The sequence below is a fragment of the Streptomyces sp. AF1A genome (assembly GCF_047340315.1).
GTDB lineage: Bacteria > Actinomycetota > Actinomycetes > Streptomycetales > Streptomycetaceae > Streptomyces.
Map to the genome: position 1 here is coordinate 1 of NZ_JBLEBI010000083.1, position 19,939 is coordinate 19,939.

At 71.9% G+C, this 19,939-nt stretch carries 15 protein-coding genes and 1 pseudogene; 3 read left to right on the forward strand and 13 right to left on the reverse strand.

Going from position 1 to position 19,939, the window contains the following annotated elements; translation table 11 throughout:
- Positions 1 to 37: 37 nt before the first annotated feature.
- The 3 genes from ACLU3S_RS21580 to ACLU3S_RS21590 form a co-directional block, all read right to left on the reverse strand.
- Complete coding sequence (locus ACLU3S_RS21580; RefSeq protein ID WP_413953562.1) at positions 38 to 232, reverse strand: acyl-CoA carboxylase subunit epsilon; 195 nt, start codon at positions 230 to 232, stop codon at positions 38 to 40.
- Positions 233 to 289: 57 nt separating this feature from the next.
- The gene (locus tag ACLU3S_RS21585; protein WP_413953563.1) at positions 290 to 1,885 is read right to left on the reverse strand and encodes an acyl-CoA carboxylase subunit beta; all 1,596 of its coding nucleotides are present in this window, start codon (positions 1,883 to 1,885) and stop codon (positions 290 to 292) included.
- Between the two features lie 317 nt (positions 1,886 to 2,202).
- Positions 2,203 to 2,418, reverse strand: a complete 216-nt coding sequence (locus ACLU3S_RS21590; protein ID WP_413953564.1) for a hypothetical protein — start codon at positions 2,416 to 2,418, stop codon at positions 2,203 to 2,205.
- A gap of 316 nt (positions 2,419 to 2,734) precedes the next feature.
- On the opposite strand from ACLU3S_RS21590, the gene ACLU3S_RS21595 reads away from it, so the two are divergent.
- Complete coding sequence (locus ACLU3S_RS21595) at positions 2,735 to 3,340, forward strand: YceI family protein (RefSeq protein WP_413953582.1); 606 nt, start codon at positions 2,735 to 2,737, stop codon at positions 3,338 to 3,340.
- Between the two features lie 319 nt (positions 3,341 to 3,659).
- Here ACLU3S_RS21595 and ACLU3S_RS21600 read toward each other — a convergent pair whose 3' ends face one another.
- Both ACLU3S_RS21600 and ACLU3S_RS21605 read right to left on the reverse strand, forming a co-directional pair.
- Positions 3,660 to 5,048, reverse strand: a complete 1,389-nt coding sequence (locus ACLU3S_RS21600; RefSeq protein ID WP_413953565.1) for a hypothetical protein — start codon at positions 5,046 to 5,048, stop codon at positions 3,660 to 3,662.
- Positions 5,049 to 5,129: 81 nt separating this feature from the next.
- Positions 5,130 to 8,144 carry a glycoside hydrolase family 3 protein gene (locus tag ACLU3S_RS21605; protein ID WP_413953566.1) on the reverse strand — a complete coding sequence of 1,005 codons (3,015 nt, stop codon included), beginning with the start codon at positions 8,142 to 8,144 and terminating at the stop codon, positions 5,130 to 5,132.
- 138 nt (positions 8,145 to 8,282) lie between these two features.
- On the opposite strand from ACLU3S_RS21605, the gene ACLU3S_RS21610 reads away from it, so the two are divergent.
- Positions 8,283 to 10,148 (forward strand): lectin, encoded by a 1,866-nt coding sequence (locus tag ACLU3S_RS21610; protein WP_413953567.1) that lies wholly within the window; start codon positions 8,283 to 8,285, stop codon positions 10,146 to 10,148.
- Between the two features lie 79 nt (positions 10,149 to 10,227).
- The gene (locus ACLU3S_RS21615) at positions 10,228 to 10,827 is read left to right on the forward strand and encodes a GOLPH3/VPS74 family protein (protein ID WP_413953568.1); all 600 of its coding nucleotides are present in this window, start codon (positions 10,228 to 10,230) and stop codon (positions 10,825 to 10,827) included.
- A 78-nt stretch (positions 10,828 to 10,905) separates the two neighbouring features.
- Here ACLU3S_RS21615 and cimA read toward each other — a convergent pair whose 3' ends face one another.
- From cimA to ACLU3S_RS21655, 8 genes and pseudogenes are all read right to left on the reverse strand, one after another.
- Entirely contained in the window at positions 10,906 to 12,516 is a 1,611-nt protein-coding gene (cimA, locus tag ACLU3S_RS21620) for a citramalate synthase (protein WP_413953569.1), read from the reverse strand.
- Between the two features lie 287 nt (positions 12,517 to 12,803).
- Positions 12,804 to 13,109: pseudogene (locus ACLU3S_RS21625) on the reverse strand (hypothetical protein); the annotation flags it as partial.
- 31 nt (positions 13,110 to 13,140) lie between these two features.
- Positions 13,141 to 13,752, reverse strand: a complete 612-nt coding sequence (locus ACLU3S_RS21630) for a TetR/AcrR family transcriptional regulator (RefSeq protein WP_413953570.1) — start codon at positions 13,750 to 13,752, stop codon at positions 13,141 to 13,143.
- Positions 13,753 to 13,769: 17 nt separating this feature from the next.
- On the reverse strand, positions 13,770 to 14,810 hold the full coding sequence (locus tag ACLU3S_RS21635; RefSeq protein ID WP_413953571.1) for an agmatine deiminase family protein: 1,041 nt from the start codon (positions 14,808 to 14,810) through the stop codon (positions 13,770 to 13,772).
- A gap of 16 nt (positions 14,811 to 14,826) precedes the next feature.
- On the reverse strand, positions 14,827 to 16,551 hold the full coding sequence (locus ACLU3S_RS21640; protein ID WP_413953572.1) for an urease subunit alpha: 1,725 nt from the start codon (positions 16,549 to 16,551) through the stop codon (positions 14,827 to 14,829).
- On the reverse strand, positions 16,548 to 17,258 hold the full coding sequence (ureA, locus tag ACLU3S_RS21645) for an urease subunit gamma (protein ID WP_413953573.1): 711 nt from the start codon (positions 17,256 to 17,258) through the stop codon (positions 16,548 to 16,550). Before ureA ends, ACLU3S_RS21640 begins: the two co-directional genes overlap by 4 nt.
- A 210-nt stretch (positions 17,259 to 17,468) precedes the next feature.
- Positions 17,469 to 18,701: a KamA family radical SAM protein gene (locus tag ACLU3S_RS21650; RefSeq protein WP_413953574.1), complete on the reverse strand. Its 1,233-nt coding sequence runs from the start codon at positions 18,699 to 18,701 to the stop codon at positions 17,469 to 17,471.
- 120 nt (positions 18,702 to 18,821) lie between these two features.
- Complete coding sequence (locus tag ACLU3S_RS21655) at positions 18,822 to 19,865, reverse strand: hypothetical protein (RefSeq protein WP_413953575.1); 1,044 nt, start codon at positions 19,863 to 19,865, stop codon at positions 18,822 to 18,824.
- Positions 19,866 to 19,939: the final 74 nt, after the last annotated feature.

Here is a 19,939-nt window from a genome sequence, read left to right on the forward strand (position 1 = left end):
ATCCCGAGGGAGGGGGCCCGTCTGCGTCGTCGGGGGCTCAGTGCCAGCTGTGCGGGGCGCGGAAGCCGCCCTCGCGCTCCAGTCGCCGCCACGCGGCCTTGGCGCGGCCTCGGTGGGTGTGGACCGAAGACGTCGGCCGGGCGGCGGCACGGGCGAGGAGGACGGCCGTGATGGCGGCGACTTCCTCGGGCTCGGCGTGGCCCTTCTCGACGCGGATGTCAGGGGTGCTCATGGGTGTCAGTCTCCGTGAGAGAGAGGTCCGCGGGGTTGCCTCGGCGGGTCCGCTGGGTCACTGCGGGGGGTTGCCGTGCTTCCGGGACGGGAGGTCGGCGTGCTTGGTGTGCAGCATCGCGAGGGACTTCACCAGGACCTCGCGGGTCTCGGCCGGGTCGATGACGTCGTCGACCAGGCCCCGCTCGGCCGCGTAGTACGGGTGCATCAGCTCGGCCTTGTACTCCTTGACCATCTTCTGACGCATGGCCTCGGGGTCGCCGGCCTCGGCGATCTGGCGGCGGAAGATGACGTTGGCGGCGCCTTCCGCGCCCATCACGGCGATCTCGTTCGTCGGCCAGGCGTAGGTGAGGTCGGCGCCGATCGACTGGGAGTCCATGACGATGTAGGCACCTCCGTACGCCTTGCGCAGGATCAGCGAAATCCTCGGCACGGTCGCGTTGCAGTAGGCGTACAGCAGCTTCGCGCCGTGGCGGATGATTCCGCCGTGCTCCTGGTCGACGCCGGGGAGGAACCCCGGCACGTCCAGGAAGGTGACGATCGGGATATTGAAAGCGTCACACATCTGGACAAAGCGCGCAGCTTTTTCGCTCGCCTCGATGTCCAGGACGCCCGCCAGCACCTGCGGCTGGTTGGCGATGATGCCGACCACCTGGCCGTCCAGCCGGGCCAGGGCGCAGATGATGTTCCGCGCCCAGCGCTCGTGGACCTCGAGGTACTCGCCGTCGTCGACGATCTCCTCGATGACCTTGGCCATGTCGTACGGCCGGTTGCCGTCGGCCGGGACCAGGTCGAGGAGGACGTCGCTGCGGCGGTCCACCGGGTCGGAGGAGTCCACCCGGGGCGGGTTCTCGCGGTTGTTCTGCGGGAGCATCGACAGGAGGTAGCGCACCTCCGCGATGCAGGTCTCCTCGTCGTCGTAGGCGAAGTGGCAGACGCCGGAGGTCTCGGCGTGGACGTCGGCGCCGCCGAGCCCGTTCTGGGTGATCTCCTCGCCCGTCACGGCCTTGACCACATCCGGGCCGGTGATGAACATCTGCGAGGTCTCGCGGACCATGAAGACGAAGTCGGTGAGGGCGGGGCTGTAGGCCGCGCCGCCCGCGCACGGGCCCAGCATCACGGAGATCTGCGGGATGACACCCGAGGCCCTCGTGTTCCGCTGGAAGATGCCGCCGTACCCGGCCAGGGCGCTGACGCCCTCCTGGATGCGGGCGCCCGCGCCGTCGTTGAGGGAGACCAGGGGGGCACCGGCCGCGATGGCCATGTCCATGATCTTGTGGATCTTGGTGGCGTGGGCCTCGCCCAGCGCGCCGCCGAAGATCCGGAAGTCGTGGGCGTAGACGAAGACCGTGCGGCCCTCGACCGTGCCCCAGCCGGTGACCACACCGTCGGTGTACGGCTTCCTGGCCTCCAGGCCGAAGCCGGTCGCGCGGTGCCGGCGCAGCTGCTCGACCTCCTGGAAGGATCCCGGGTCCAGGAGCAGCTCGATCCGCTCCCGGGCCGTCAGCTTGCCCTTGGCGTGCTGCGCCGCGGTCGCCTTCTCACTGGGGCCCGCCACGGCCTGCGCACGGATCTCGTGCAGCTCTGCGACCCGCCCCCGCGCGTCCGTCGGCTCACCGGCCGGGTCACCCGTCGCCTCTTCCAAAACGGTCATGTAGTGACCTTACGAAGGACACCAAGGAAAGCGAGCCGTCGACTCCGTACAGTCTCCGGCCCGTTTTCCTGGTGCCAGTGAACAGAACCATGGCGGCGTGCAGCCGTTCCGACTGCTCAGAGGCCGCCGGGGTTGTCGAGGTGCCACAAAGACGGCACCCGGAAGGCGCCGCACATTCGCGGGTGGCGGATGCCATCCCTGGAGTGACACAGCCCCTCGGACGGCCGTGCGCGAAGACGCCCTCCACCGTACCGGCCGGTCCCGCGAGGGTACCGGCCGGTGCCCCGCCGGCGAGCGGCTCGGCCCCGGTCGCAGCACTAGCCCGCCGGGCGGTCCATGACGCGGCGGGCCGCCTCGGCCTCCGCCGCCGGCGGTGACAACTCGTCGAGGGTGTCGAGCTCGTCGTCCGCCTCCAGCTCCCGCTCCCAGGCCGCGGCCAGCTGCTCCTGCTCCTCGCGGGGCCTGGCGCCGACCGCCTCCCGGTGCTCCGGGTCCAGGGCCGCCAGGAATCGTCCGACCGAATCCGTCGGCATACCGTGCTCCTTGTCGCATGGGCCATATGGGTCATATAGATCGCATGGATCGCGTGGGTTATGCGGGTCACATGAGGTCGTAACGGGCACACGGGTCAGAGGAAAGAGTGCCCCCTCGCCCAGCATGGCCAATCCCGCGCGCCTCGGCCTGTCGAGGCGACCGGGAGACACCCCCATCAACGCCCCCCCGACATGGTCACGGTGAGTGGGTTCGGCAACACTCTGCGGATGATGTTGAAAACCGGACGGAATACGTCTACGGTCGACCCAGTTGAGTTCGTTGAACGTTAAACAGATGGCTCCCAGGAGGACCACCATGGGCATCTTCGGCCGCAAGGGCAGCACGCCCGAGACCGCTCCGGCCCCCGCCGCCGGCCCCGACCTGACCGCGCTGACCGGCGACTACACGATCGACCCGGCGCACACCACGATCGAGTTCGTGGCGCGCCACGCGATGGTCACCAACGTGCGCGGCGGTTTCCAGGACTTCACCGGCACCCTGCACCTGGACGGCGGGGACCCGACCCGCTCCACCGCCTCGCTGGACATCACGATGGACAGCATCGACACCGGCAACGCGGACCGCGACGGGCACCTGAAGTCGTCCGACTTCTTCAAGACCGACGAGTTCCCGACGATGACCTTCCGCTCCACCAAGGCGGAGGCCCTCGGCGGCAACGACTACCGGATCACCGGTGACCTCTCCCTCCTCGGTGTCACCAAGCCGATCACCATCGACCTCGAGTTCAACGGCGTCGCCAAGGACCCGTTCGGCAACGAGCGCGTGGGCTTCGAGGGCCGGGCCGAACTCCTGCGCTCGGAGTGGGGCCTGACCTGGAACGCGGCGCTGGAGACCGGTGGTGTCCTCGTCTCCGACAAGATCAAGCTGGTCTTCGACATCTCCGCGATCAAGAACGCGTGAGCCCCCGGCGGTCGCGCCGCAGGCGCGGCGCCCGCGACGCGAACGTGCCCGCCGTCCCGGATACGGGAGGGCGGGCACGCGCCTGTTCAGGGCGCCGGACCGGAAGCACCCACCAGGCGGCGGCCACCGACAGCGCCGTGCCCACGGCCATGCGGGTGCTGGGGCGCGGGCGCAGCCCGGACGGGCGCCGGGGCCGCGCCGGACGCGCTCGGCGAGACGGAGCGCGGGGTGCTCAGCCTGGCGGCGGCCGTCACGGAGCGGCTCGGCACCATGGACGTACCCGCGGCGCGGGACTGACCGGCCGCCCCGGCCGCGTGCCTCAGTTGCCGAAGCCCCCGCCGAAGTCTCCCCCGTCCCCACCGCCGAAGTCCCCGCCGCCGAAGTCTCCCCCGTCGCCGAAGCCGCCGCCGAAGTCGCTCGGGTCGAAGTCCGTGCCGGAGACGTCACCGCCCTCGTGTCCGCCGCCGAAGTCGCCGTCGTAGCCGGTGAAGTCGCCGTAGCCGTTGCCGTAGTCGGCCGCGTAGGAGGGGGTGGCCATCATGTTGCCCAGCAGGGTGCCGACGAGGAGGCCGGGCAGGATGCCGCCGCCGAAGTAGCCGCCCGCCCAGGGGCCGTAGGCGGGGCCCGCGTCCCAGTAGGGCCGGCGGCCGTAGTCCGTGTCGACCTCGCGGACCACCGGATCGCGGCCGTCGGCCAGCCGGGTGGCGTCGGCGGCGCAGACCGGGACCTCGCGCGGGGCGCCGCCGGGCGGGGTCCAGGGGGCGTCGGCGACCGAGGGGCCGTGGCGCGGGTCGAAGAAGCAGGGCGGGCGCCGTTCGGGCAGCGGGCGGCCCTCGCGCCGGGCGGCGAGCTGGGCGAGGGAGAAGCGGCCGTCCTCCAGGGCCTGGGTGACGGCGCGGACGTCCTGCGGCCTCGTCGCCTCGGCCATGCGCTGCTTGGCGGTCTCGTAGGCGTCCAGGGCGCGCTCGTAGTCGGCGCGCATGGCGTCGTCGGCGCCGGGCTCCGCCGGGTGGAAGTCCAGCCGGTCCAGCTCCTCCCCGAAGGCGGTGATGTCCTCGTCCACGACCACCCGCAGGCGGTCCATGGCGGCCCGCTGCTCCTCGTCGCGGCGACGGCGGCCCCGGCGGACCAGCGCGTAGGCGCCGGCGCCGCCCGCGACCAGCAGCGCGGCGACCACGATCAGGCCCGTGCTCGACCCCCCGCCGCCCGAGTCGCCCACGCCCCAGCTCTTCGGGGCATGACCGCGCATGGTGGGCAGGGCGCGGTTGGTGAAGTCGGTCAGCTGGGTGCGGGCGTCCTCGCCCTGGACGCTGCTCACCAGGTTCTGCCGGGCCGTCGGCGACATGACGGAGGCGTCGGCCCGGGCGTCGAAGCGGTCACCGAGGCGGACGCCGTACAGGCCGGTGATGCCGGTCGCGGCGCGCAGGTCGGCGAACAGCCGCTGGGTCGGGTAGCTAGCCGGGAGCACGGCGATGAACAGCGGTTTGTCCGCGTTCTTGATCCGTTTGGCCAGCGCGTCGGCGTCCGCCCGCGACAGCTGCCCGGAGGCCGCGGGGTCGACGTAGACGGGGGTCGTGCGCAGGGCCTGGGCCACGGTGGAGATGCCGGTGTCCGCGCTCGCCACGGGTGCGAGCGCGGTCCCCAGGACCAGGGCGAGGACGGCCAGCACCAGTGCGGGGAGGCTTCGGGTCCGTGCGACGGCCTTCATGTTTCGAAGCTACCCGAAGCCTCCCGTATTCGGTCATTCCGGTTATTCCGGTTATTCCGGCCATTCAGTCGCTCGCGGTGATCACGCCGCCCGGTAGGCCTCCGCCAGCTTCTCCACCGCCTTTCCGTACCGTCCGGTCAGCAGCAGATGGTCGGCGTCGGCGAAGGGCTTTGCCACCGCCTGCGTGATCTGCCCGCCCGTCTTCTGCTGGACCAGCAGGCGGGCCCTGGTCACCAGCGCGCGTCCGGCGCGGGCGTCCCGGGTCCGCTCGGCCGCCGTCGCCCGCGCCCGCAGCGCCCTGAGCGTGGCGGCATCGCCGTGCGGCGCCTTCGTCAGGGTGGTCAGACCCCAGCCGTAGGGGAACTGCGGGTCGTACGACGCGTCGCCGACGTTGACCGGCAGTTGCGACTCGGACTTCGGCCAGGTGACGGGGAGCTGCCCGGTGAAGGGGCGCTTGCCGTACAGGACGTCGGCGACGCCCTCGCCCTCGGTGCCGGGCAGCCAGGAGGCCACCAGGGCGTCGATCTTCCCGAGCCGGTCGCCGATGAGCTGGGGGCGGCCGGAGACGATCAGCACCGCGCACTTCATGGCCGCGCACACCTTGTCGACGGCCGCCTGGTCGGCCGCGGACAGCCGCAGGTCGTGGCCGTTGCCCACGTCGCCGACGCCCTCGGCGAACGGGGTCTCCCCGACGACGACCACGCCGACGTCGTAGCCGCCCGTCGGGGCGGAGGCGTCCTCGGAGTAGGTGACGCGCCCGCCGGCCCGGCGCATGCCCTGCAGGACGGTGGTGCCGGGGACGGTGTTCCCGGAGGCGCCCTGCCAGGTCAGGGTCCAGCCGCCGGTCTGGTTGCCGATGTCGTCGGCGTTGGACCCGGCGACGTACACCTTCTCGCTCTTCTTCAGCGGCAGCAGCCCGCCGGCGTTCTTCAGCAGCACCTGCGACTCGGCCGCCGCCCGGCGGGCGACCGCGCGGTGGGCCGGGGAGCCGATGGCGGCGGCACCCCTGGTGTCGGCGTAGGGGTGCTCGAACAGGCCGAGCCGGAACTTCTGGGTGAGGATGCGGGAGACGGCGTCGTCGATCCGGGACTCGCTGATCCGGCCCGCCCTCACCTCGTCGACGAGCGTGCCGGCGAAGTCCTTGTAGCCGTAGGGCACCATCATCATGTCGACGCCCGCGTTCACCGCCGTGCGGACGCGGGTCGCGTAGTCGCCGGGGAGCTGGTCGATGGCGTTCCAGTCGCTGATGACGAAGCCGTCGAAGCCCATCCGGTCCTTGAGCACGCCGTTGATCATGTCGCCGCGGGCGTGCATCTTCACCGCGCCCTTGCCGTCGCCGACGATGTCGAGCGAGGAGTACGACGGCATGACCGCGCCGATGCCGCGCCGGACGGCCGTCCGGTACGGGGCGAGGTGGATGTCCTCCAGCTGCCGCCGGGTGACCGTGGTGACGCCCTGGTCGGTGGTGTAGGTGCCGGTGGTGGAGGAGCCGTAGGCGGTGCCGCCGTCGCCGACGAAGTGCTTGGCCGTGGCCAGGACCTTGTCGTCGCGGCTCAGGTCGCGGCCGTCCGCCCGTCCCTGCAGGCCCTGGATGACGGTCTCCATGGACTGCACGAGGGCCGGGTCCTCGCCGAACGACTCGTAGGAGCGGCCCCAGCGCTCGTCGCGGCTGACGCACAGGCAGGGCGCGAAGTCCCACGGGACGCCGGTGGCGCGCACCTCGGCGGCGGTCACCGAGCCCGTCGCGTAGGCGAGTTCGGGGTCCCTGGTCGCTCCCAGGCCGATGTTGTGCGGCATGATCGTGGCGCCGTAGAGGTTGTTGTGGCCGTGCACCGCGTCGACGCCGTAGATCAGCGGGATCTGCAGGCGCGTCGCCCGGGTCCGCAGCTGGAAGGCGTCGATCATCGCCGACCAGGCCTGCGGGGTGTTGGGCGTGGGCGTCGAGCCGCCGCCGGACAGCAGCGAGCCGAGGTCGTGGGCCGCGACGTCGGCCCCGTTCCCGACGGCCCCGCGCTCGGCCTGCGTCATCTGGCCGGCCTTCTCCTCCAGGGACATGCGGGAGAGCAGGTCCGCCACCCGCTTCGCGACCGGCACCTTCGGGTCCAGGTACGGCAGTCCGTGCGCGTCGACGACCACCTGCGGGGTCTCCGCGGGCGCCTTGGCGCCGGTGACCGCGAGATCGAGCGGGACGGTCTCGGCGGGCTCGGCCGCCCTGTCCCTGCGGGTGCGCACCTCGATGGTCCGGACGGCACCCGAGGCGGTGCCGGCCGGGAAGGTCAGGGTGCCGGAGACCGGGGTGTAGTCCTGGCCGGCGGTGGCGGTCCCGCCCCCGGTCCGGTAGGTGACCGTCACCGGGTCGTCGACGGGCCGGCCGCCGGTCGTGGCCAGCGTGACCCTCACCTTGGCGGTGCCGCCCTCCCGGACCGGGTACACGGGGGCGTCGGTGCTGACGGAGGCGGACAGCGACTGGTCGGCGCGGCCGTACAACTCCACGTCGTCCATGGCGAAGTCGCCCTTCACGCCCACGGGGAGCGTGACGGCGTAGCCCCACATCTGTGTGAGGCCGAGGACGTGGTCGATGCCGCCGACGGGCTGGTAGTCGGTACGGTAGGCGAAGTCGGTGAAGGGGATCTCGATCTGCTTCCAGCCGGTGAAGTCGTCGGTGAAGGAGGTCGTCCACAGTTCGGAGGCCTCGCCGTTCGCGCCGCCGTCCTTGATCTCGAACGCGATCCTCGTGCCGTTGTTCCGGCCGTCCCACCAGAAGCGGATGCCCTTGTGGGCGGACCAGTCGTGGGCGGGCTGGTCGGCGGCGAAGTCGTGGGTGAACCCGCCGTAGCCGCTGATGTCGTAGCCGCCGGTGAGGACCTTGGCGCCCTCGGGGGCGTCGGACCGGTCGGTGAGGCGGAGGGCGGGCGGGTCGTCGGCGTCGCTCCCCCAGGTGAAGATGCCGTCGGCGGGCTGGGAGGCGAAGGGGACCTCGCCCTCGAAGCGGTCGACAGGGGTGGGCGCGGGGTCGTCGGCGGCGTGAGCCGCGGCGGACACGGGCAACAGGGCGGCGAGCAGAGCCCCGGAGACGAGCAGGGCGGTTCTTGGCATGGACCTTCCCTCGGCTCTCATGGTTCACTCATGGCTTAGATCATGCCGTGAGTTAACTAAGGGGCCACAAACCCGTCAAGACGGCACGTCAGCTTTCCCCACCCGGCTCTGTCGACCCGAGAGGAAGGGCGACGCACCATGAGGAGAACCCCCCGCACAGTCCGGCTGCTGCTGGCCGGACTGCTCTCCAGCGCCGGCTTCACCGCCGCCGTACCCCCCGCACACGCGGCCGGTGAGCAGGTCACGGCCTGGCTCACCACCACCGACGACTCCGCCGGACGCCACGTCGTGCGCGGACTGCAGGCGCAGGCGCCGTTCGCGTTCCAGTCCGGGACGGGCGGTTCCGGCACCCGCATCACCGTGGACGAGAACACCCGCTACCAGACCTTCACCGGCGGCGGCGCGTCCTTCACGGACACCGCGGCCTGGCTGATGAACAGCAGCGGCGCGCTGTCCCAGGCGACCCGGGACGCGACCATGCGCAAGCTGTTCTCGCCGACGGACGGCATCGGGCTGTCGTTCCTGCGCAACCCGATGGGCGCCTCGGACCTCGCCCGGTACGGCTACACGTACGACGACGTGCCGTCCGGGCAGACGGACCCCTCGCTGTCGACGTTCTCGATCGCGCACGACCTCGCGGACGTCGTGCCGCTCACCCGGCAGGCGCTCCAGCTCAACCCGTCCCTGACGGTGATGGCCTCGCCGTGGACCGCGCCGGCCTGGATGAAGGACAGCGGCTCGCTCAACGGCGGCTGGCTCAAGGCCGAGGACTACGGCGCGTACGCCGCGTACTTCGTGAAGTACCTCCAGGCGTACCGGGACCAGGGCGTCGACGTGTCGTACGTGACCCCGCAGAACGAGCCGACCTGCTGTTCCGGCTACCCGTCGATGAGCTGGAACGCAAGCGGGATCGCCTACTTCCTCAAGAACGACCTGCTGCCGCAGTTGCAGCAGGCGGGCCTGAGCACCAAGGTCCTCGCGCACGACTGGAACTGGGACACCTACGACGCCTACGCCGCCTTGTCCGTGGACGACCCGGCGATCCGCAACCACCCCAACTTCGGCGGGATCGCCTGGCACGGCTACGGCGGCGACGTCGGCGAGCAGACCGCCGTCCACACCAAGTACCCCTCGCTGGACGCCTTCGGCACCGAACACTCCGGCGGCACCTGGATCGCCGACCAGCAGCGCGAGGACATGTCCAACATCATCGACTACACCCGCAACTGGGCGAAGTCGGTGACGAAGTGGTCGCTCGCCGTGGACCAGAACATGGGCCCGCACAACGGCGGTTGCGGCACCTGCACCGGGCTGGTCACCGTGCACAACGGCGACGGCGCGAGCGGCACGGTCGACTACACGGTCGAGTACTACGACATGGGCCAGCTGACGAAGTTCGTCCGGCCCGGTGCCCAGCGGATCGCCTCCACGGCGTCCACCACGGTGCCGAACGTGGCGTGGCGCAACCCGGACGGCAGCAAGGCGCTCATCGCCTACAACGGCTCCTCCTCGGCGCAGACGGTCACCATCGACTGGGGCTCCGAGCACGCCACCTACGCGCTGCCCGGCCGGACCTCGGCCACCTTCACCTGGTCCGGCACCCAGTCCGGCGGCGGCGCCACGACCGGCTCCTTCGTCGGCCTGGCCGGCAAGTGCCTGGACGTGGCGGGCGGTTCGAGCGCCAACGGCACCGCCGTGCAGCTCTACGACTGCAACGGCACCGGCGCCCAGCAGTGGACCGTGATGGCCGACGGGTCCGTCCGGGCGCTCGGCAAGTGCCTGGACGTGACCTCGGGCTCGACGGCGAACGGGGCCAAGGTGCAGCTCTACGACTGCAACGGCACCGGCGCCCAGCAGTGGTCGTACAACGCCTCCACCGGGGACGTCGTGAACCTCACCGCGAACAAGTGCCTCGACGTCACGGACAACTCCTCGGCCAACGGCGCCCGGGCCCAGATCTGGTCGTGCACGGGAGCCGCGAACCAGAAGTGGAAGCTGCGGTAGGACGCCCGCCCGGGGCAGCGTCCCCCGCAGGTGCGTGTGCCGTGCTGCGCTTCGGCGCGGCACGGCACATGGTAGGGGTATGACCACACCGCAGGATCTGTTCCTCGTCAGCCTCGACGTCCCCGCCGAGTACCCCGTCGAGCAGGGCGACCTGTCGCTGGCCCTCGCCGGGGCCGAACTCGTCGACCTGCTCGGCGTCCGCGCCCTCACCCTGGACGGCGACCGCATCGTGCCCGCGCCGACGCTGACCACGGGTGACCGGATGCTGGACGAGGCCGGGGCGGCGCTCCTGCGGAAGGAGCCGTACGAGTCGGTCGACGACTGGCTGTGGCGCCGCGGGGAGGGGCTGGCCGCGGCCTACCGCGACGCGCTGGACGCCGAGGGGCAGCTGTCCGGGAAGCGGCACCGCCGGCCGCACCGCGGGGACAGGGCCGCGGCGGCCGACACCCCCGCCCGGCGGCACGCCGCCGACCGCTGGTGGTCGCGCGAGCCGGTGCTCGCCGGGCTCGCCGCCACCCTCGGCATCCGGGGCGAGCGGCCGCCCGAGGAGGAGGTCGGCGACGAGACGGTCGTCACCGTCCTGGTGGCGGTCGGCGACGCGGTGACGGAACTGGACGCGGTGCGCGAGCGGCGGCGCATCGAGAACGCGGCCTTCGACAACATCTGGCGCGCGCCCTGACAGGGGGCACGGGGCGGCGGGCCCCGCGCCCTCGCACGGGCCCCCGCGGGCGCACGGCCCCCTGTCGAACCGGCGGAGCTACTGCGCCGGTTCCGCGCCCGCCCGGAGCAGGCCGTACGTGTACGCGTCCTCCAGGGCCTGCCAGGAGGCTGCGATGACGTTGTCCGCCACGCCGACCGTGGACCACTCGCCGGAGCCGTCCGAGGTGGAGATCAGGACGCGGGTGGTGGACGAGGTGCCGTGCTTCCCCTCCAGGATGCGGACCTTGTAGTCGACCAGCTCCAGCTTGGCGAGCTGCGGGTAGATCTTCTCCAGGGCGACGCGCAGGGCGCGGTCGAGGGCGTTGACCGGGCCGTTGCCCTCGGCGGTGGCGACGATCCGCTCGCTCTTGGCCCACAGCTTGACCGTGGCCTCGTTGGCGTGGGTGCCGTCGGGGCGGTCCTCGACGATGGCCCGCCAGGACTCCACCTCGAAGTACTTCAGCGGCCTGCCCTCGACCTCGGCGCGCAGCAACAGCTCGAAGGAGGCGTCGGCGGCCTCGTAGGTGTAGCCCCTCAGCTCGCGTTCCTTGACGCGCTCGACCACGCGGCCCACCAGCTCGCGGTCCCCGCCGAGGTCGACGCCGAGCTCCTTGCCCTTGAGCTCGACCGAGGCGCGGCCCGCCATGTCGGAGACCAGCATGCGCATGGTGTTGCCGACCAGCTCCGGATCGATGTGCTGGTAGAGGTCCGGGTCGACCTTGATCGCGGAGGCGTGCAGGCCGGCCTTGTGCGCGAAGGCGGAGAGGCCCACGTACGGCTGGTGGGTGGAGGGGGTCAGGTTGACGACCTCGGCGATGGCGTGCGAGATCCGGGTGGTCTCGCGCAGCCGGCCCTCGGGCAGCACCTTCTTGCCGTACTTCAGCTCCAGGGCCGCGACGACCGGGAAGAGGTTGGCGTTGCCGACGCGCTCGCCGTAGCCGTTGGCGGTGCACTGGACGTGCGTGGCGCCCGCGTCGACGGCGGCCAGGGTGTTGGCGACCGCGCAGCCGGTGTCGTCCTGGGCGTGGATGCCGAGCCGGGCGCCGGTGTCGGCGAGGACGGTGGAGACCACGGCGTGGACCTGGGCGGGGAGCATGCCGCCGTTGGTGTCGCAGAGGATGACGACGTCCGCGCCCGCCTCGGAGGCGGTGCGCACGACGGCCTTCGCGTACTCGGGGTCGGCCCGGTAGCCGTCGAAGAAGTGCTCGCAGTCGACGAAGACCCGGCGGCCCTGCTCGCGCAGGTACGACACGGTGTCGCGGACCATCTCCAGGTTCTCCTCGAGCGTGGTGCGCAGCGCCAGTTCCACGTGCCGGTCGTGCGACTTGGCGACCAGGGTGATCACCGGCGCACCGGACTCGACCAGGGCCCTGACCTGCGGGTCTTCCGCGGCCTTGGCGCCGGCGCGACGCGTGGCGCCGAACGCGACCAGCTGGGCGTGCCGGAACTCGATCTCCGCCTGGGCCCGGGCGAAGAACTCGGTGTCCCGGGGGTTCGCGCCCGGCCAGCCGCCCTCGATGAAGCCCACGCCGAACTCGTCCAGGTACCGGGCGATGGCGAGCTTGTCCGCGACGGTGAGGTTGATGCCCTCTCGCTGCGCGCCGTCGCGCAGCGTGGTGTCGAAGACGTGGAACGAGTCGTCGAGCTCGCTGGTTGCCGTCTCGGTCATGGTCTCAAGGCTCCTGTTGTGGATCTTCGGGCTTACCGGAATGACCGGCTCCACCGTCCCCCCAATGGTCCCTCGCGCTCCGTTGCCCCGGCTGACGGTGGGCCGGAAAACGAAAAAACCCCTCGCGGGTGCGAGAGGTCTGCGCGCGGGTCGAGGACGACGATGGCCACCCGCACCTGGTCGTACGAGGTGGTCACTGCGGACCGGCGCGCCTGCTGCCAATCATCATGGCGAACGAGAGCACGGGGGCAGTCTGGCACAGCACCGCCCCCGGTCCGCGGACCGTCTCAGGATGCGGTCGCCGGCGTGAACTCCCCGGAGCCCTCGGCCGCCCTCGACCCGGCCAGATCCAGGCCCTTCGTGTCCCGCGTCGTGACGTACACCACGAGGGACACGGCACCACGACCCGCCACGTACCGGAAGAAGCCGGAGATCGGCACGGTCAGGACGGTGGAGCCGACCGCGAAGGTGATCTGCAGCGGGCGGCGGCCGATCCGGGTCGGACAGGCGCCCGGCGAGCGGCTGGAGGCAGGCGAACACGATCAGCGCGGTGAAGGGGCCAGGGTCGCGGTCTGCTTGGACAGGGCCGCCGTTACCTGCCCGGCACCGGAGCGAACGATTCCGCTACCCGGTCGGCCGCAGGAGGGAGTCGGCGATGAAGTCACGCACGTGGGCCAGCACTTGGTCCCGGCCGGTGCCGCGCAGCCCGATCGCCACGTGGATGGAGAACCCGTCGAGCAGCGCCCGCAGCCTGGCCGCGAAGCGGTCCGCGTCCACCGTACGGAACTCCCCCCGCGAGATCCCCTCGGCGATCAGCGCGACCAGGTCGCGGTGCCAGGCCCCCTCGATCGCCGCCTGCCGGGCACGCGCTCCCTCGTCCGCGTTCTGCGAGCGGTTCCAGACCTCCAGCCACAGCGTCCAGTGCGGGTCCCGGTGGCCGTCGGGGACGTACAGGTCGACGTAGGCGGCCAGCCGCTCGCGGGCCGGTTCGGCCCGGGTGAGCAGCCGGCCGCGCTCGGCGCCGAGCCGCCCCTCGCTCCACTCCAGGGTCTGCAGCAGCAGTTCGTCCTTGGAGTGGAAGTAGTACAGCAGGTGGCCGCTGCTCATGCCGACCTCGCGGCCGAGCGCCGCCATGGTGAGCTTCTCCAGACCGCGCTCGGCGATCATGTTCATGGCGGCGGCCAGGACGTCCTCGCGGGGCGGGGCGTTCCGCCGCGCCCGTGCCGCACCGGCCATCCCTGTCTCCTGCGCTCTCATGCCTTCGGCTGCTGCTGCGTGATGCAGTGGATGCCGCCACCCCCGGCAAAGATCGTACGCGCGTCCACCAGGGTCACCGTCCGCTCGGGGAACAGGCGGCGGAAGAGGGAGGCGGCGGTCTCGTCGCGCGGGTCGTCGAAGCCGCACAGCACCAGGCCGCCGTTGCACAGGTAGTGGTTGATGTAGGAGTAGTCGGCCCAGTGGCCGTCGGCCTCCAGCACGGTCGGCGCCGGCACCTCCACGACCTCCAGGCGGCGGCCGCGGGCGTCGGTCGCCGCCTTCAGGATGCCGACGACCTCCTGGGTGACCTCGTGGTCCGGGTGGGCCGGGTCCGGCTGGTGGTGGGCGACGACGACACCGGGGCGGGCGAACGCGGCGACGATGTCGACGTGGCCCAGGGTGCCGTAACCGTGGGGCGGGTAGTCGCCGGTCAGGCCGCGCGGCAGCCAGATCGCCTTGCGTGTGCCGAGGTGGGCGTGGATCTCCGCCTCGACCTCCTGTCTCGACCAGTGCGGGTTGCGCTCGGGGCCCAGCTGGACCGTCTCCGTCAGCAGGACCGTGCCCTCGCCGTCGACGTGGATCGCGCCGCCCTCGTTGACCAGCTTCGAGGCGTAGGTCCTCGCCCCGGCCAGGTCGCTCACGTACGCGCCGATCTTCGCGTCGTGTTCCCAGCGGGCCCAGGCCTGGGCGCCCCAGCCGTTGAACGTCCAGTCCACGGCCGCCAGTTCGCCCTTGCCGTTGGTGAGGAAGGTGGGGCCGATGTCCCGCATCCACGCGTCGTCGAGGTCCCGCTCGACGGTGTCGACGTCCGGGCCGAGCAGCGCCCGCGCCTGCGCCGACTGGCCGGGGCCGCACACCACCGTCACCGGCTCGAAGCGGCGGACCGCGCGGGCGACCGACGCCCAGGCGCGGCGGGCGGCGGCGAGGCCGTCGGGGTCGTCGAAGGTCGGGTTGGGGCCCGGCCACGCCATCCAGGTGCGCTCGTGGGGCGTCCACTCGGCGGGCATGCGGAAGCCGTCGGCGGCGGGAGTGCTCATGGGGGTTTCCGGATCCTTACAGGAAGTAGAGGCGGTTGAGGGAGACGGACTCGGCGGGCTCGGAGCGCAGCGGGTCGCCGTCGAGGGTGACCAGACCGGTGCGCCGGTCGACGTCGACCGCGCCGATGCGGGCGTTGAGCCGCAGGTCGGTGGGGCCGATCCCGCGGGTGCCGCGCACGGCGACCCTTCTCCTGCGGGTCGGCATGGTGTCGTTGCCCTGGTCGGCGGCGGCCTGGGCGACGAACGCCACGGAGAGGTCGGCGGCCGTGGCGCCGTACGAGCCGAACTGGGGCCCGAGGACCAGGGGTTCGCAGGTGTCGGTGGCCGCGTTGGGGTCGCCGACGACGCCGTACGCCGGGAAGCCGGCCTTGAGGACGAGCTGCGGCTTGGCGCCGAAGTACTCGGGGCGCCACAGCACGATGTCGGCGAGCTTGCCCACCTCGATCGAGCCGACCTCGTGCGCGAGCCCGTGCGCGATGGCCGGGTTGATGGTCAGTTTCGCCATGTAGCGCAGGACGCGGGCGTTGTCGTCGCCCTCGCCGTCGCCCTCCAGCGGGCCCAGTTCGGCCTTCATCTTGCCGGCCATGGCGAACGTGCGGCGGACCGTCTCACCGGCCCGGCCCATGCCCTGGGCGTCGGAGGAGGTGATGCCGATCGCGCCCAGGTCGTGCAGCACGTCCTCGGCGCCCATCGTGCCCGCGCGGATGCGGTCGCGGGCCATGGCGGCGTCGCCGGGCAGGTCGGGCTTGAGGTCGTGGACGGAGACGATCATGCCGTAGTGCTCGGCGACCGCGTCCCGGCCGAAGGGCAGAGTGGGGTTGGTGGAGGAGCCGATGACGTTCGGCACGCCGGCCATCTTCAGCACGTTGGGCACGTGCCCGCCGCCGCAGCCCTCGATGTGGAAGGCGTGGATGGTGCGGCCCTCGAGCACCCGCAGGGTGTCCTCGACCGACAGGCACTCGTTCAGCCCGTCGCTGTGCAGGGCGACCTGGACGTCGTGCTCCTCGGCGACGCGCAGCGCGGTGTCCAGGGCGCGCGTGTGGGCGCCCATGTCCTCGTGCACCTTGAGGCCGCTCGCCCCGCCCTCGGCGAGGGCCTCGACCAGGGGGGCGCCGTGGGACGACGAACCCCGGGCCAGGAAACCGATGTTGACCGGCCAGGCGTCGAAGGCGCCGAAGGCGTGGCGCAGCGCCCACGGGGAGTTGACGCCGACGCCCCACACCGGACCGAACTCCTGCCCGATGATCGTGGTCACGCCGGAGGCGAGCGAGGCCTCCATGATGCGCGGCGACAGCAGGTGGACATGGGTGTCGACGGCGCCGGCGGTGGCGATCAGGCCCTCGCCGGAGACGATCGACGTGCCCGTGCCTACCACGACGTCGACCCCGTCCAGGGTGTCGGGGTTGCCGGCCCGCCCGATCGCGCAGATGCGTCCCTCCCGGATGCCGATGGAGACCTTCCTGATCCCCTGCACCGCGTCGATCACGACGACGTTGCTGATCACGACGTCGCAGGTGGCGCGCACGGCGGCGGCCTTCAGGTGCAGCCCGTCCCGGGCGGTCTTGCCGAAGCCGGCCAGGAACTCGTCGCCGTGGCGCTGGGAGTCGGACTCCACGCGGACGGTCAGGCCCGAGTCGCCGAGCCGCACCCGGTCGCCGGCCCGGGGGCCGTGGGTTGCCGCGTAGGCGTGCGGGTCGACGTGGACCGCCCGGCTCACCTCTCGTCCCTTCGAGCGGCTCATCGCCCCTCGCCTCCTTCCGGTGTGGCGGCCTCGCTGACCCCGAGGTATCCGCAGGCGGCGGCGCGCCGCAGGGCCTCCTGCTTCGCGCCGGGCGCGTCCAGGGGCCCGTCGACGAGGCCGGCGAAGCCGATCGCCACCCGCGCGCCGCCGATCGGCACCAGCCCGACCTCCTCGCTCTGCCCCGGCCCGAACCGGACCGAGGACCCGGCGGGCACGGCGAGCCGCATGCCGTAGGCCTGTGCGCGGTCGAAGTCGAGGCGCGGGTTGGCCTCGAAGAAGTGGAAGTGGGAGGTGACGGAGACCGGCACGGTCGCGGTGTTGGTGACCGTGAGCCGGACGGCCGGTTCGGGGTCGGCGTGTCCGGGTCCGGGAAGCAGCGCGCCCGGGGCGTTCTCGCCGAGGCCGCCGCCGATGGGGTCGGAGACCACCGCGAGGCGGGAGCCGTCGTCGAAGACCGCCTCGACCATCACCTCGGTGACCACGTCGGCGACGCCCGGCAGCACGTCCTCGGGGCCGAGCACCGACCGGGCCGCCTCGATGGCCTCCGCGAGGCGCCTGCCGTCCCGGGCGGCCTCACAGACGGTGTCCGCGATCAGCGCGGTCGCCTCCGGCACATTCAGCCGGAGTCCGCGCGCCCGGCGGGCCCGGGCCAGCTCGGCGGCCCCGAAGAGCAGCAGCCGGTCACGTTCCGTGGGAGTCAGTCTCACGACGCGGCACCTCCTTGCCATCCAGTGTTTAGAGCACCACTCTAAACACAGAGCGCCTGGTACCAGAAGCATCGGCCGGGGATCGGCCTCAGGTGACATGAACGTCACTCAAATCAAACCGGCGGTAGTCGTAAGGAGTCCAGCCATGCCGAGGGCACGTCGCGGCACTTCCCGCGGAGCGCTCAGGCAGGTCTCAGCAGGTCCGGGCCGTCACCCGGCCTCCAGGCCCGGCAGGAAGCGGGCCGCACCGAACGCCGGCTTCAGGTCGGTGAACCAGGTCGCACCCTCGTCGTACGCGGCGAAGAACGGCCGGTCCACCAACTCGGGGTCGCGGGCCTGGATGAGGTGGAGGACGAAGACCTTCTCGCCCGCCACCTCGGCGACGCCATCCACGCAGACCTTGCCCGGCATCGCCGACATCACCGGTCCGCGCACCGTGCGGGCGAGTCCGGAGACGCGGGCGTAGGCGTCACGGAAGATCGCGTGGCCGCGGGCCAGCGGCACCCCGAAGTAGCCCTGCGGGCCGGTGTCCCGCTCCACGAACTGGTAGTACGGCACCGCCCCCAGCGCGGTCGTCTCCTCCCACAGCTCCGCCCACGCCTCGGCGCTGTCGTTGATCCCGGCGACCAGCGGCCCCTGGCAGCGGATCACGGCGCCGGTGTCCTGTACCCGGCGCATCGCCTCCCGCACCACCGGCGGGCGCAGTTCCTGCGGGTGGGTGAAGTGGGCCATGAGCGCGAGGTGACGGCCACCGGCGACGACCTTCTCGAAGAGCCGCAGCAAATCGTCGGCGTCCCGGTCGGTCAGGAAGCGGTACGGCCAGAAGGCGAGCGACTTGGTGCCGATCCGGACCGAGCGGACGGTGTCGATCTCCAGGAGGGGCTCGACATGGCGCCTCAGCACCTCGGTACTCATGACCAGCGGGTCGCCGCCGGTGACGAGCACGCTGCTCACCTCCGGATGGGCGCGCAGATAGGCGCTGGTGGCGGCGGTGTCGTCGGTGGCGATGCGCAGCTCGGACTCGCCGACGAACTGCGGCCAGCGGAAGCAGTAGGTGCAGTAGGCGTGGCAGGTCTGGCCCTGCCGCGGGAAGATCAGCACCGTCTCGTGGTACTTGTGCTGAAGCCCCGTCAGGCGGCGGCCCTCGTGCACAGGGACGTTGGCGTCGAGCTGGCCCGAGGGGTGCGGGTTGAGCCGCATCCGGATCTCGTGCGCGGCCCGCCGGACCTCCGCGGCGGGCGCGTCGCGAGCCAGCAGGTCCGCCATCCGGCGCAGTTCGTGCGCGGGCAGCATGCCGCTCTGCGGAAAGGTCAGCCGGAAGACGGGGTCGTCGGGGACGGCCGACCAGTCGATCAGTTCGTCCACCACGTAGGAGTTCGTACGGAAGGGCAGGACCGCCGACACGGCCTTCAGCGCGAGCCGCTCGGCGGGCGGCAGTGACACCCGGTCCAGGAGTCCGTCCAGGTCACGGGGGGTAAAGGCGCGATACCGGGGCTTCGTGTGTGGAGCAGGGTGGAGCGCTGAACTCATCTGTGCCAGTGCCTCTATTCTGTGCCGGGTCCGCTATTCCGTGATCGGGACCGGCGGTCGCAGCTCTACGAAGGCGGCCGCGGACGCATCGTACTTCTCCGCGAAGTGCTGGAGGAGCAGCGCATGCAGGGGACTTTCGTCGTCGACCACGAGCAGCTCGTGCCCGCTCGGCACGGTGAAGACCTCGCTGTAGGCGGAGAGTTGGTCGAGGCGGTGCCGGGCGAGGTACGACACCAGGTCGGGGCCGGCCGCGTACAGGCGGTCCTCGACGTAGACGAACGGGCAGCGGAACTCGCGGCGGCCGTCGGCGGCGTCGACCAGGGTGAGCGGCAAACGGGTGAAGTGCTCCATGGGCTGGCTCTGCCGCCACAGCTCGTCGAAACGCTGTTCCACGAAGGTGCCGAGCGGGGAGCGGACGGCGACCTCCAGCTGGACGCCCTCGCCGGACAGCCGGCCCACCGTGAGGAAGGAGACCAGGCAGCGCTCGTCCCAGCGGTAGAGCGTCACACCGGGGGACGTCTGGCACAGGCGCACCTCCAGCAGGGCGCGGGAGGTGTCGTCCAGCCGGCGCGCGAAGTGGTCCAGGGTGCGCAGGTTGCGCATGATGTCGCGGCGGATGTCAGCGCTCTGCTCGCCCAGTTCGCGGCCGCGCAGGATGACGGCGAGCGAGTCGGGGTCCAGCAGCAGGATCTGCACCCGCGACCCGTGCGCGGTGGCCGCCCTGACCCCGCGGAAGAGACGCTCGGAGAACTGCGGCCCGAACAGGTTGGAGAAGGTGTCCAGCACCTTCACGCAGGCCGTCGCGCCGTGCACCTGGGAGGCGAACCACTCGTAGTCGAGCCGGCTGTGCTCACGGACCCGGCCTTCCTGGGCGCGGGAGATCAGCGGGCCGATCACGAACACGGTGATGACCACGCCGACGAGGTCGGTGCCCAGGTTGAGGAAGAGGTTCTCCTGGTAGGCGTCCATGCCGGCGGCCCGCCACAGCAGCAACGCGGCACAGCCGGCCAGCGCCAGCAGCGCGGTGAGGCTCTGCGGGCGGCGCGGGGTGCGTAACGCGCGCCATAACCAGCGCACCCGAGGTATCGGTGACCGTGCGTTCAACCCTGCGCTGCCTCCCCCCTGTCCCCACGCGCACCGGGGCACACGCC

Coding starts and splice junctions, on each gene's coding strand:
- ACLU3S_RS21635 (WP_413953571.1), bottom strand. CDS start 14,810: ATGAGCACTCCCGCCGCCGACGGCTTCCGCATGCCCGCCGAGTGGACG.
- ACLU3S_RS21600 (WP_413953565.1), bottom strand. CDS start 5,048: ATGAAGGCCGTCGCACGGACCCGAAGCCTCCCCGCACTGGTGCTGGCC.
- ACLU3S_RS21615 (WP_413953568.1), top strand. CDS start 10,228: ATGACCACACCGCAGGATCTGTTCCTCGTCAGCCTCGACGTCCCCGCC.
- ACLU3S_RS21585 (WP_413953563.1), bottom strand. CDS start 1,885: ATGACCGTTTTGGAAGAGGCGACGGGTGACCCGGCCGGTGAGCCGACG.
- ACLU3S_RS21590 (WP_413953564.1), bottom strand. CDS start 2,418: ATGCCGACGGATTCGGTCGGACGATTCCTGGCGGCCCTGGACCCGGAG.
- ACLU3S_RS21640 (WP_413953572.1), bottom strand. CDS start 16,551: ATGAGCCGCTCGAAGGGACGAGAGGTGAGCCGGGCGGTCCACGTCGAC.
- ACLU3S_RS21610 (WP_413953567.1), top strand. CDS start 8,283: ATGAGGAGAACCCCCCGCACAGTCCGGCTGCTGCTGGCCGGACTGCTC.
- ACLU3S_RS21605 (WP_413953566.1), bottom strand. CDS start 8,144: ATGCCAAGAACCGCCCTGCTCGTCTCCGGGGCTCTGCTCGCCGCCCTG.
- ACLU3S_RS21595 (WP_413953582.1), top strand. CDS start 2,735: ATGGGCATCTTCGGCCGCAAGGGCAGCACGCCCGAGACCGCTCCGGCC.
- ACLU3S_RS21630 (WP_413953570.1), bottom strand. CDS start 13,752: ATGGCCGGTGCGGCACGGGCGCGGCGGAACGCCCCGCCCCGCGAGGAC.
- ACLU3S_RS21580 (WP_413953562.1), bottom strand. CDS start 232: ATGAGCACCCCTGACATCCGCGTCGAGAAGGGCCACGCCGAGCCCGAG.
- cimA (WP_413953569.1), bottom strand. CDS start 12,516: ATGACCGAGACGGCAACCAGCGAGCTCGACGACTCGTTCCACGTCTTC.